The organism is Streptomyces sp. 3211.6, from assembly GCF_003634815.1.
Classification (GTDB): Bacteria; Actinomycetota; Actinomycetes; order Streptomycetales; family Streptomycetaceae; genus Streptomyces; species Streptomyces katrae_A.
Map to the genome: position 1 here is coordinate 2554664 of NZ_RBXC01000001.1, position 12936 is coordinate 2567599.

Genomic DNA, 12936 nt, shown 5'->3' on the forward strand with positions numbered 1-12936 from the left:
GCGGTGTCCTCCGCAGGGCGGAGCGCGGGCGCGGAAGACCGTCCGGAGGGATGATCGGAGGCGAGGACGCATCTGGCAGACTCTCTCCCCATGGGTGAAGCGAGCGTGAAGACACTGGAAACTCCCCCGGCCGCCGCCGGGGGCACCCCCAGCACGGACGTCTCGTCTCCCCCCGCGACCGGGAGCGAGGGCCGCCCGGGAACGGACGCCGCCCTCCTGACCCGGCTCCGCGCTCCGCGCCGGCCACGGATCTGGTTCGAGGTCCTGCTGATCGCGGTCAGCTACTGGACGTACTCGCTGATCCGCAACGCGGTCCCGGAGCAGAAGGCCGCCGCGCTCGCGAACGCCGACTGGATCTGGAGCGTCGAGCGCAGCCTCGGCATCGCGGTGGAGCACCACGTCAACCACGCCGTGGACTCGGTGACGTGGCTGGTGGTGGGCATGAACTACTACTACGCCACGCTGCACTTCATCGTGACCATCGGCGTGCTGGTGTGGATCTACCGCTTCCATCCGGGCCGTTACGCGGCCACCCGCCTCGTCCTCTTCGCGACGACGGGCGTGGCGCTGCTCGGCTACTTCTTCTTCCCGCTCGCACCGCCCCGGCTGATGAACGGGGGGCACTTCGTCGACACCGTGCTGGTGCACCACACCTGGGGCTCGATGGCCTCGGGCAACCTCAAGCACATGTCGAACCAGTACGCGGCGATGCCGTCCATGCACATAGGGTGGTCGCTCTGGTGCGGCCTGACGATCTTCGCGGTCGCCTCGGCCCCCTGGGCCCGGATCCTGGGCCTCCTCTACCCGGCGGCGACCCTGGTCGTCATCGTCTCCACGGCGAACCACTTCTGGCTCGACGCCCTGGGCGGCATGCTCTGCCTGGCCTTCGGCTACACGGTCTCCCGCACCTGGTACGGCTCCCTCCCGCACCGCCTGCCCCGCAGCCCCCTGGAAACCTCCCCGCACCCGGCGACGGCGGCCCTGGTAAACCGCTTCCGCCGCTGACCGGAAGCGGTTCGGCCGCGGGCTACGCCCCGTAGAAGAGGTCGTCCACGACCGCGCGGGCGCGGCGGGTGGTGCGGCGGTAGTCGTCCAGCATTTCGCCGACCCTGCCCTCCGGGTAGCCGAGGTAGCGGCCCACGGCCGCCAGTTCCCGGGCGTCCGCGGGGAAGGTGTCGCCGGCGCGGCCGCGGACCAGCATGACGGCGTTGCGGACCCGGGTCGCCAGCACCCAGGCCTCGTCGAGGATCTGGGCCTCCTCGGTCGGGATCAGGCCGGCCGCGTGGGCGGCGGCCAGGGCCCGGCGGGTGCGGGTGGTGCGCAGGCCGGGTTCGGCCCAGGCGTGCCGCATCTGGAGGAGCTGGACGGTCCACTCCACGTCGCTGAGGCCGCCGCGGCCGAGTTTGGTGTGGAGGGTGGGGTCGGCGCCGCGCGGGAGGCGTTCGGCCTCCATGCGTGCCTTCAGGCGCCGGATCTCGCGTACGGCGTCCTCGCCGAGGCCTTCGGCGGGGTAGCGCAGCGGGTCGATGAGGTCGATGAAGGTGCGTCCCAGATCGGCGTCGCCCGCGACGGGCTCGGCGCGCAGCAGGGCCTGGCTCTCCCAGGTCAGGGACCAGCGCCGGTAGTAGGCGGCGTAGGAGGCCAGGGTGCGCACGAGGGGGCCGGAGCGGCCCTCGGGGCGCAGGTCGGCGTCGATGAGGAGCGGCGGATCGGCGGTGGGCAGCTGGAGGAGCCTGCGCATTTCGGCGATGACGGTCTGGGCGGCCTTGGCGGCCTCCTGCTCGTCGACGCCCTCGCGGGGGTCGTGGACGAAGAGGACGTCGGCGTCGGAGCCGTAGCCGAGCTCGTGTCCCCCGAAGCGGCCGACGCCGATGACGGCGAAGCGGGTGGGAAGGGTCTCGCCCCAGTGGTCGCGGACGGCGGCCCGCAGGGCTCCGGCGATGGTGGCGGCGGTGAGTTCGGAGACGGCGTCGCCGACCCGGTCGACGAGGGCGCCGCAGTCCTTCTCGGCGGGGTTCTCCTCGGTGCCGTAGGAGGCGATGATGTCGGCGGCGGCGGTGCGGAAGAGCTCGCGGCGGCGGACCCCGCGGGCGGCGGCGACGGCGGCTTCCCCGCTGTCGGCGCGCCCGACGGCGGCGAGGACCTCCTGTTCGAGGGCCTCGGGCGTACGGGGCTGGAGGCCTTCGGGGTCGCCGAGGAGGGCGACGGCCTCGGGGGCGCGCATGAGGAGGTCGGGGGCGAGGCGGCCGGCGGACAGGACGCGGGCCAGGTTCTCGGCGGCGGCTCCCTCGTCGCGGAGCAGGCGCAGGTACCAGGGGGTCTTGCCGAGGGCGTCGGAGACCTTGCGGAAGCCCAGGAGTCCGGCGTCCGGGTCTGCGGAGTCGGCGAACCAGCCGAGGAGGACGGGCAGCAGGGTGCGCTGGATGGCGGCCTTGCGGCTGACGCCGGAGGCGAGGGCTTCGAGGTGGCGCAGGGCGGAGGCCGGGTCGGCGTAGCCGAGGGCTTCGAGGCGCTGGCCGGCGGCGGCCGGGGAGAGCCGGGTCTCGCCGGGGGCGAGCTGGGCGACGGCGTCGAGGAGGGGCCGGTAGAAGAGCTTCTCGTGGAGGCGGCGGACGACGGAGGCGTGCCGGCGCCAGGCCTTGTTGAGTTCGGCGACGGGTTCGGTGCGCAGGCCCATGGAGCGGCCGAGGCGGCGCAGGTCGGCCTCGTCCTCGGGGACGAGGTGGGTGCGGCGGAGCCGGTACAGCTGGATGCGGTGTTCCATGGTGCGCAGGAAGCGGTACGCGTCGTGGAGCTGGGCGGCGTCGGCGCGGCCGACGTAGCCTCCGGCGGCGAGGGCGTGGAGGGCGTCGAGGGTGGTGCCGGAGCGCAGGGTGGTGTCGCTGCGGCCGTGGACGAGCTGGAGGAGCTGGACGGCGAACTCGACGTCGCGCAGGCCTCCGGGGCCGAGTTTGAGTTCGCGGTCGATCTGGGAGGCGGGGATGTTGTCGACGACGCGGCGGCGCATCTTCTGGACGTCGGCGACGAAGTTCTCGCGTTCGGCGGCCTGCCAGACCAGGGGCGTTATGGCGTCGATGTACTGGGCGCCGAGTTCGGGGTCGCCGGCGACGGCGCGGGCCTTGAGGAGGGCCTGGAACTCCCAGGTCTTGGCCCAGCGCTGGTAGTAGGCCAGGTGGGAGGCGAGGGTGCGGACGAGGGGGCCGTTGCGGCCCTCGGGGCGGAGGTTGGCGTCGACGGGCCAGATGGTGCCCTCGACGGTGGTCTCGGAGCAGATCCGCATGAGGTGGGAGGCGAGGCGGGTGGCGGCCTGGATGCCCTTGCCCTCGTCGGTGCCGGGCACCGCCTCGCCGACGAAGATCACGTCGACGTCGGAGACGTAGTTGAGCTCGTTGCCGCCGCACTTGCCCATGGCGATGACGGCGAGGCGGCAGGCCTCGGCGTCCTGGGGGGCGGCGGCGGAGGCGATGCGCAGGGCGGCGCGGAGGGTGGCGGTGGCCAGGTCGGCGAGTTCGGCGGCGGTCTGGGCCACGTCTATGGTCGCGCAGACGTCGCGGGCGGCGATGGAGAGCAGGCAGCGGCGGTAGGCGACGCGCAGGGCGACGGGGTCGTGGGCGTCGGCGAGGCCCTGTTCGAACTCGGGGAGGCCCGGGTGCAGGTCGGCGGCTTCGTAGGTGACGAGGGCCTGCCAGTCGCGGGGGTGGCGGGCGAGGTGGTCGGCGAGGGCTTCGGAGGCCCCGAGTACGCCGAGGAGGCGGTCGCGCAGGGGTTTGGCGGCCACCAGGGTGTCGAGGAGGAGCCGCAGGTCATCGGGGGTCTGGGCTTCGGCGAGGCGGACGAGGCCGAGGAGCGCGAGGTCGGGGTCGGCGGTGGCGCCGAGGGCGTCGAGGAGCACCGGGTCGGCGCGCACGGCGGCCAGCGCGTCGGCGTCGAGGAGCCGGGACGCGGCGGTGGGGTCGGTGAATCCGCTCCGCAGCAGCCGGATGAAGGTACTGCTCCTGCGCCCCGGGACTGTCATCCCGCCGCCTCCCGAGTCTGTCGCTTCCGGTGGTCCGGTGTGTCCGTCGCCGGTCCGGTGTGTGTCGGTCGCCTGGTCCGGTCTGTCCGTCGCCGGTCGTGGTCTGGTCCTGTCCGGGAGCGAGCCTAGCCGGAGCAGGCGTTCGACTCACCGGGTGTCGTGGCCGATATCATGAGGCGGATTATCGGAATATCTGCTTACTTTTAGCTCTCCAGATCTGTGCGTCAGGGGCCCGGTCCCCGCCCGACCGGCCGCGAGGAGCCCCATGTCCCACGGACCCCCGTCCTCGCGTCCTGCCGCCGCGCCCGTTCCCCAGCCCGCCCCGAGCGCGCCTGGGGCGGCCCCCGAGGCCCCCGCGACCGTACGGCCCGACGGTGACGCGTCCGCCCGCCCCGGCCGCGGGGCGGCCGCAGGCCCCGACCGTCACGCGGCTGTCCAGCCCGACCCCGGCGCGGCCACGCGGCCCGGCCGTGACGCGGCCATCCCCCACCAGCGCGACGCGGTCACCCGGCACGGACACCACCACGTCGGGCACCCCCGCGCACGCGCGGTCGTCCAGACCATCGCCCTCCTCGCCGCCACCGCCGCCGGCGGCATGCTCATCCTGCGCGGCAACGAGGCCCTCACCGGCCTCGACGCGCCCGCCGGCCCCGGTTCCAGGCCCCCGGCCGCCGCCGTCCCGGACGCCCCGGACCCCGGCCGGGTGCTCCAGATCGTCGCCCACCCCGACGACGACCTGTACTTCATGAACCCCGACCTGGGGTACTCCATAACCGCCGGCCACCCGGTGACCACCGTCTACCTCACCTCCGGCGAGGCCGACGGCGTCAACGCCGGCGCCGGCAAGGAGGCCTCCACCCCCGCCAACAAGCCGGCCTACGCCGAGGCCCGGCAGAACGGCATCCGCGCCGCCTACGCCAAGATGGCCACCGGCGACCGCAGCAGCGCCTGGAAGCGCAGCGTCGTCCCGACCAAGGGCGGCGGCCACGCCGAGATCGACGTCCTCGTCGCCCGGCCCCAGATCAACCTCGTCTGGCTGCAGCTGCGCGAGGCGGGCAACGTCTACCAGGACGTGCCCGACAGCCTCCACGGCCTGTGGGACGGCAAGGTGCCCCGCCTGGAGTCGGTGCTCGCTTCCGGCAGCCCCGTCCGGCACGGGTTCACGTACACCAAGGACCAGGTCGTCCAGACGATCGTGGGCATCCTGGAGCGGTACCGGCCCACCACCATCCGCACCCAGGACCCCACCCCCGGCCGCTTCCACGACGCCGCCAAGCGCTACACCGACCACCAGGACCACTTCTACGGCGCCCGGTTCGTGCAGCTGGCCACCGCCCTGTACGCGGAGGGGTTCAAGGACCGGCCGCACTTCGCCGTCCAGAACTACGTCGGCTACTTCAACGGCTCCCTGCCCCGCGCCCTCGACCCCGGCGAGGCCAAGGAGAAGCTGGACATCCTGGACACCTACGCCTGGCTGGACCGGCAGAACCACTGCGGCAGCGAGGCCGGCTGCGGGGACCTCAAGGTCGCCGAGCACCCCTCCGGCAACGGCTGGGCCCAGTCCATCAACTACGCCCGCGGCACCGGCACCAACTGGCTGACCTCGGATGCCGAGCACGGCCTGTGGGCCTTCAAGGTCCTCGACGGCCAGGTCGCCGTGTGGCACCGCAGCGGGCTCATAGGCCGCTGGAGCGGCCCCCGGCTCCTCCCCGGAACCGGGATGGACCAGGGCATATCCACCGTCACCCTGAAGGACGGCCGGATAGCCGCCTTCGGCACCCGCACCTCCTTCGGCGACAAGCCCGCCGACTACCGGCGCGAGGTCGTCTACGCCGTCCAGCAGGCCCCCGGCTCCGAGGAGTTCGGCCCCTGGCAGTCCCTCGGCACCCCCGAGGCCTCCGACGCCGACTGGACCTCCGACATCAGCGCGCCCGCCGTGTCCGTCGACGGCACCGGCGCCCTCGCCGTCTACGTCCGCGACGGCGCCTCCACCCTGCGCGGCCGCGTCCAGCGCCCGGACGGCGCGTGGGGCCCGTGGGAGGCCCACGGCGGCTCCGACCTGCACGGCACCCCGGTCACCGGAACCGACGGCGCCGGGCGGCGGATGGTCTTCGCCGCCACCACCAAGTCGGTGACCGGCTGGCTCCAGCCCGGCCCCGGCGCCCCCCTCGGCCCCGCCACCCCCACCGGGCTCCCCGAGACCACCCTGCCCCTCACCGCCGAGGGCCGCGAGGGCGGCGTGCGGATCTGGTTCCGCAAGCCCGGCTCCGGCAACGTCCGCACCGCCCTGATGACGGACGCGGAAGGCCTGAAGGCGACCGGCCTCACCGACCTCGGCGGGCTCCAGGGCTTCGGCTCGGTGACGGCCAGCGGACACCTCCTCGCCGGCCGCTCGGCGGGCGGGCTGCTCGGCGCGGACGTCGGCGAGGGCCGGCCCTGGGAGCGCTCGCCGCTGATGTTCGAGGGCGCCCCGTCCAGCACGATGACCGGCAAGAACCTGGTCAGCCTGGCGGTGGTGGGCCTCGACGCACGGCTGTACGTCACCTCGTCGGCGGACGAACCCGACGCCTACCTCGCTCCCTGGCAGCCGGTGGGCCCGCGCAACACCACCCCGTAACGCCGTCCCGTCCCGGATCACCCCCACCCCGGGGCATACACCGCACACCGGCTGGACAGACACCATCCGTGCCGGATCACCCCCAAACCCCCACCCCGGGCGCCCTCTTGCCCGCGGCAGGACCGGACGGCGTCCACGATCCGGGCACGGGTCCGCCCCGGGGCCGCGGGCGGTGCATCATCACACCCGGCCGTCTTCGGAGAACACGCGTCACCGGCGAAATCGATGAACCGGTCCGTGAACCAACTTCCCCGTTTTCGCCTCTCAGTGACTGCACAGCGGTTCTTCCCGTCCGGAACGACATCGAGGCGTGACCCATGCCCGTATCCCGCCGCCGCTTCCTCCTCGCGGCCGTCGTGCCCATGCTCACCCTGGGCGCCTCCGGCGTGCTCTCCGTAGCCTCCGGCCAGCAGACGGCGGCCGAGGCCACCCAGGGGAAGGACCCCGCCGCGCTCCTCCCCGCCAGCACCACGTCCGGCACCGTCGTCCAGATCGTCGCGCACCCCGACGACGACCTGTTCTTCATGAACCCCGACCTCAGCCGCTCCCTGCTCGCCGGGCTCACCGTCACCACCGCCTACCTCACCTCCGGCGAGGCCGACGGCCGCAACGAGGCCAACGGCGGCCAGGCCAAGGACCCGAAGCAGCCCGCCGACCGCGCCCGCTACGCGGAGGCCCGGCAGAACGGCATACGCTCCGCCTACGCCCAGATGGCCACCGGAGACCGCACCAGCGCCTGGAAGCGGACCGTCATACCCACCGCCGGCGGCGGCCAGGCCGAGCTCGACGTCCTCGTCGCCCGGCCCCAGGTCAACCTGGTCTGGCTCCAGCTGCGCGAGGCCCGCAACCCGGCCGCCGAGAACCCCGACAGCCTGCGCGGCCTGTGGAACGGCGAGATACCGGCGCTGGGCTCCCAGCTCACCACCGGCACCCCGGTCAAGCAGCCGTTCTCGTACACCAAGGACCAGCTCGTCCAGTCCATATCCGGCATCCTGGAGCGCTACCGCCCGACGACGATACGGATGCAGGACCCGACCCCGAACCGCTACCCGGACACCGGCAAGTACACCGACCACCAGGACCACATGTACGGCGCCCGCTTCGTGCAGGCCGCCACCGCCGCGTACGCCGAACGGGTCGCCGACCGGCCGCGGTTCTCGGTGCAGAACTACCTCGGCTACCACAACGGCAGCCTCCCCCACGCCCTGGACCCGCAGACCGCCGAGACGAAGACCGGCTTCCTCAGGACGTACGCCTGGCAGGACCACGCCGACTACTGCGGCTCCCCCGACGGCTGCGGCGACCGCAAGGTGGCCGGCAGCCCCACCGGCCGCAACTGGGCCCAGTCCCTGCGCTACGCCCGCGCCGACAACTCCTCCTGGCTCACGGAGGGCACCCCGGGCCGGCTCTGGGCCTTCGCCGCCCTCGACGGCCGGATGGCCGTCTGGAACCGCGACCGCTCCGGCACCTGGAGCGGCCCCGCCCTGCTCCCCGGCCCCGGCATCGACTCCGGAGCCACCACCGCCCGCCTCCCCGACGGCCGCGTCGCGGTCCTGGCCACCCGCACGGTCATCGGCACCAGGGCCGCCGACTACCGGCGCGAGGTGGTGTACGCCGTCCAGAGCACCCCCGACGGCCCGTTCGGCCCCTGGCAGTCCCTCGGCACCCCCGAACCGGGCGACGAACCCGGCACCTCCGCCATCAGCGCCCCGGCCGCCGCCGTCGACCGGGCGGGCCGCCTGACCGTCTACGTGCGCGACACCGGGCGCACCCTGCGGGCCCGCGTCCAGCAGCCCTCGGGGGCCTTCACCGACTGGCAGAAACTGGGCGGCGAAGACCTCCAGAGCGACCCGGTGGCCCTCGTGGACTCCGCGGGCCGCCGCCACGTCTACGCCACCACCACCAAGTCCGTCCTGGCCTGGACCCAGCCCGCCCCCGACGCCCCGCTCGCCGGCCCCTACCCCACCGGCCTCCCCGCCACCACGGTTCCCCTCACGGCGGCCCGCGAGGGCGCGGGCGTGCGCCTCTACTTCCGCCGCCCCGACTCGGGCGTGGTCCGCAGCGCCCTGGTCACCGCCGGCCCGGGCGCCCCGCAGGTCTCCAGCGTCTCGGAATCCGGCGGGCGTGCGGGCTACGGCGCGGTCGCCGCGGCGGGCCGCCTCCTGACGGGCCGCGCCGAAACGGGCACGGTCTCCACGACCACCCTGGGCGGCCCCCCTGCCTGGACGGAGTCCCGCATGCTCTTCACGGGCGCCCCCTCAGCGGCCCTCGACGCCACGGGCACCCCCACCACAGCCGCCCTGGGCCTGGACGCCCACCTCCACACCGCCACCCCCCACCCCACCACCCCCACCTGGCACCCGGCCGTCGCACCAGCCCCGGCCACCTGATCCCCCCAACGACAGCGGCCCCGCCCGGACTCCCCGGGACGGGGCCACTCACGCCGTTCCGGCCCTACAGGACCGGCAGGTTCTTGCGGAGTTCGAAGGCGGTGACCTCCGAGCGGTATTCCTCCCACTCCTGCTTCTTGTTGCGCAGGGTCATATCCGCCTCAGCCCGCCAGCCGGACCCGACCATTCTCAGCTCGACCTGTCAGGTGCTCCTAGACGGGCGCTCGGGTCAGGTGCCCGCCGCCACGGCCGTCAGCCAGACGTTCCAGTCGCTCTCGTAGTCCAGCGAGGTGAGGAAGGAACGTGCGGCGGTCCAGTCTCCGGCGCGGTAGTGGCCGAGCACCGTGGCGACATCGGCCGGGTGCCTCTCGATCATGTAACGGGCGGCCAGATAGCCCCAGTTGTAGGTGCGGTTGACGTCGCTGTTGGCGTAGGTGGTGTCGAACAGCGTGCGCAGGGAGTACGTGTGCTTACCGGCCTCGGCCACCGCGCTGGCGTAGGTGGTGCCGCGGTAGGAATACGAGATGTACTCCGCGATGCCCTCACCCCACCACACGGTGGGGGTGGTCTGGCTGGCGCTGAAGTCGCCGTACAGGTCGAAGCGGCCGTCGAGGTAGTGCGTGTACTCGTGGTTGAGGTTCCAGATCTGCCAGCCGGGGCTCACATCCGTGCGCTCGTAACACACGAACCGCGGCTGGTTGCCCGTCTGGGAGGGGTCTCCCTCCAGGTACATCCCGCCGTTGTTGGTGTCAATGCCGTAGATCCTCCCCGCGTAGGCCTTGTAGTCGGCGCTCGAGTTGAAGACATCGACCTCCAGGGTGGTGTTGTAGTCGTTCGCGACCGGCCCCGAGTCGTTGACCACTCCGTGGAAATAGGCGTCCTGGTTGGCCAGGCTCGTGCAGGTCGTCGTCAGTTGATCGGCGGTCATCTCCTGGGCGCGGATCCGCAGCGTGGGGCTGCAGTTGTGGACGATCGGCAGGATGCGCGATTCCAGCTTGCCGCCGGTGGTCCCAGTCGAGCCGGGAGCGCCTTTGGCATTGCCGTGGGCGGGGCGCTGGCCCGGGTCCGCGAAGACGTGGTCCGGCTTGGGTTCGGCCTTTGAGGCCTGGGAGGCCTGGGCGGGAGAGGCTGCGACGGCGGCTATGAACAGGGCGGTGGCGACGGCCATGGCGCGCAAGATTCACTCCTGGGGACGGGGAGCAGTGGGGGCCCTCGGACGGGCCGCGCTGTAAAATGGCACATGTCACATGCTCTTTTCAATGTTTTTGACAGGGACACATCGAATTTCTTTCGCCGTCCCGGCGCAACGCATGCGCCCAGCAGTCGAAGCCCCGTCAGCCTCGGCGAATGACCCAGGACCTCACCGGCGTTGGCACTCGAGGCAGATGTGCCGCAGCGGGGGAAGCGTCGGCCCAGGGCCCGCGGCCGCCTGCGGGCACGCCGGGTGAGTGGGCCGCGCGCTGGAGGAGGCGGCTGCCCTACGAAGCCGCGCTCGCGCTCGCCTGCTCCAGTGACGAGGGGATGCTGCGCGAAGCGCGCGCGGCCTTCGACCGCTGGGCAGCGGCGCGATACGCCCGGCGGAACGGCGTGACGGCGGGCCTCCACCCGTCGACGGGGCGGCCCGCGTGGAGTTCCAGGGGCCCGTGTGCATGGTGCGGGCGGTATGAGCGGCCTTGATGCTGCGGCGGAGTGAGGGTTTGACCAGGTCGCGGAGTTCCGCGGGGGCGGCCGTGCGCCAGGCGAGGAGCTCGCTCGGGTCCAGGCGGCTGCGGGCGAGGGCGATGAGATCTACCGGGCCGCCGGTCCGGCGGCTGACGGCCCACGGACGGCCCAGGAGGGGCAACACGACTCCGGGCCGGCGGCTGAGTGCCGTCGGCCCGGGGGTCCGTGATGCCGGAGTACCGGCGCTGAACTGCGGTTACAGCACCGGGAGGTTCTTGCGGAGTTCGAAGGCCGTGACCTCCGAGCGGTACTCCTCCCACTCCTGCTTCTTGTTGCGGAGGAAGAAGTCGAAGACGTGTTCGCCGAGGGTTTCGGCGACCAGTTCGCTGCGTTCCATCAGGGAGATGGCCTCGCCGAGGTTCTGCGGGAGGGGTTCGATGCCCATCGCGCGGCGTTCCGCGTCGGAGAGGGCCCAGACGTCGTCGTCGGCGCCCGCCGGGAGTTCGTAGCCCTCCTCGATGCCCTTGAGGCCCGCCGCCAGGAGGACGGCGTACGTGAGGTAGGGGTTGGCGCCCGAGTCGATCGAGCGGACCTCGACCCGGGAGGAACCGGTCTTGCCCGGCTTGTACATCGGGACGCGGATCAGGGCCGAGCGGTTGTTGTGGCCCCAGCAGATGTACGAGGGGGCCTCGCCGCCCGAGCCGGCGGTGCGGGAGGAGCCGCCCCAGATGCGCTTGTAGGAGTTGACCCACTGGTTGGTGACCGCCGCCGTCTCCGCGGCGTGGCGCAGGAGGCCCGCGATGAAGGAGCGGCCGACCTTCGAGAGCTGGTACTCGGCGCCCGACTCGTAGAAGGCGTTGCGGTCGCCCTCGAAGAGGGAGAGGTGGGTGTGCATGCCGGAGCCGGGGTACTCCGAGAAGGGCTTCGGCATGAACGTCGCCTGGACGCCCTGTTCGAGGGCGACCTGCTTCATGACCAGGCGGAACGTCATGATGTTGTCGGCCGTGGAGAGGGCGTCGGCGTAGCGGAGGTCGATCTCCTGCTGGCCCGGGGCGCCCTCGTGGTGGCTGAACTCGACCGAGATGCCCATCGATTCGAGCATGGTGATCGCCTGGCGGCGGAAGTCCATGCCGACGTTCTGCGGGGTATGGTCGAAATAGCCGGAATTGTCCGCCGGGACCGGGCGGGTGCCGTCCAGCGGCTTGTCCTTCAGCAGGAAGAACTCGATCTCCGGGTGGGTGTAGAAGGTGAAGCCCAGGTCGGAGGTCTTGGCGAGGATGCGCTTGAGGACGTAGCGCGGGTCCGCGAAGGACGGGGAACCGTCCGGCATCAGGATGTCGCAGAACATCCGGGCGGTCCCGGGGGCCTCGGCGCGCCACGGCAGTATCTGGAACGTGCCCGGGTCCGGCTTGGCGATCATGTCGGACTCGTAGACGCGGGCGAAGCCCTCGATCGCGGAGCCGTCGAAGCCGATGCCCTCGTCGAAGGCCTGCTCCAGCTCGGCGGGGGCGACCGCGACGGACTTCAGGAAGCCCAGCACGTCGGTGAACCACAGGCGCACGAAGCGGATGTCGCGCTCCTCGAGCGTCCGGAGGACGAATTCCTGCTGCTTGTCCATGCCTTCATCCTCGCAGTTCAGACGATCTGTGCACCACCGACCCGGAGGACCGGCGGCACAGCCGGGGCCCGTCCAGTATCCCTAGTGGTGGTTTCCGCCACATTACGCACCCCCCAAGGCCGATGACACCCCCGCTCTGACCTCGGGCCCGTCATGAGCATTACCATCTGCGGCCATGGGGGGCTGGGAGCACACGCGGAGCGGGCGTCACGGGCGTCCCGCCCGTCGCCGCGCCCTCCTGCTGCTGCTCGCCCTGGGCGTGGCGGCCGGGATGGGGTTCCTGTGCGTGCGGGGCGGGGCTGCCGCGCGGGGCGCCGCGGGCCCGGAAGGGCCCGTACGGGTGTACGTCGCACACGGCGCGCACGGCCCCTCCGGGGAGCGGGCCGCCTGCGTGTCCCCCTACGAGCCGCCCGGCTGCTCCCCCCTCTCCCACGTGACCCCCGCCGTGCTGCCGGCCCCGCCGCCCGCCCTCCCCGCGGCGCGGCCCGGCCCGGCGCCCCGCGCCCTCGCGGCGGCCACGGGCCCGGTACGGCCGCCGGGGACCCTCGCGCGCGCCCCCGACCTGTACGCCCTGCAAGTGCTGCGGACCTGACGGTTGCGGCGCCGTACACGAGACCACCGGCACCACCCCCAC

6 protein-coding genes and 2 pseudogenes are annotated in these 12936 nt (G+C 72.8%); 4 read left to right on the forward strand and 4 right to left on the reverse strand.

The annotated features are described in order from the left end of the window. Positions 1-90 precede the first annotated feature (90 nt). Positions 91-1005: a phosphatase PAP2 family protein gene (locus tag BX286_RS11840; protein WP_079426422.1), complete on the forward strand. Its 915-nt coding sequence runs from the start codon at positions 91-93 to the stop codon at positions 1003-1005. A gap of 22 nt (positions 1006-1027) precedes the next feature. Here the strand turns inward: BX286_RS11840 and BX286_RS11845 are convergent, their stop codons facing one another. Further along, entirely contained in the window at positions 1028-4015 is a 2988-nt protein-coding gene (locus tag BX286_RS11845; protein WP_079426424.1) for a bifunctional [glutamine synthetase] adenylyltransferase/[glutamine synthetase]-adenylyl-L-tyrosine phosphorylase, read from the reverse strand. A gap of 265 nt (positions 4016-4280) precedes the next feature. Between BX286_RS11845 and BX286_RS11850 the strand changes: the two genes are divergently transcribed. Together BX286_RS11850 and BX286_RS11855 are read left to right on the forward strand one after the other, a co-directional pair. Then, a complete protein-coding gene (locus BX286_RS11850) occupies positions 4281-6632 on the forward strand; it encodes a PIG-L family deacetylase (RefSeq protein WP_121014947.1) in 2352 nt (783 codons plus the stop codon). A 317-nt stretch (positions 6633-6949) separates the two neighbouring features. Continuing rightward, complete coding sequence (locus tag BX286_RS11855) at positions 6950-9022, forward strand: PIG-L family deacetylase (protein WP_121014948.1); 2073 nt, start codon at positions 6950-6952, stop codon at positions 9020-9022. A gap of 64 nt (positions 9023-9086) precedes the next feature. Here the strand turns inward: BX286_RS11855 and BX286_RS11860 are convergent. The 3 genes and pseudogenes from BX286_RS11860 to BX286_RS11870 form a co-directional block, all read right to left on the reverse strand. After that, positions 9087-9179: pseudogene (locus BX286_RS11860) on the reverse strand (glutamine synthetase); the annotation flags it as partial. 78 nt (positions 9180-9257) lie between these two features. Beyond that, positions 9258-10019, reverse strand: a pseudogene (locus BX286_RS11865) (collagenase); the annotation flags it as partial. 921 nt (positions 10020-10940) lie between these two features. Continuing rightward, positions 10941-12302, reverse strand: a complete 1362-nt coding sequence (locus BX286_RS11870; RefSeq protein WP_007263785.1) for a glutamine synthetase family protein — start codon at positions 12300-12302, stop codon at positions 10941-10943. A gap of 175 nt (positions 12303-12477) precedes the next feature. Between BX286_RS11870 and BX286_RS11875 the strand changes: the two genes are divergently transcribed. Next, positions 12478-12894, forward strand: coding sequence for a hypothetical protein (locus tag BX286_RS11875; RefSeq protein WP_107438250.1), 417 nt, complete (start codon positions 12478-12480; stop codon positions 12892-12894). The last annotated feature ends 42 nt before the right edge of the window (positions 12895-12936 follow it).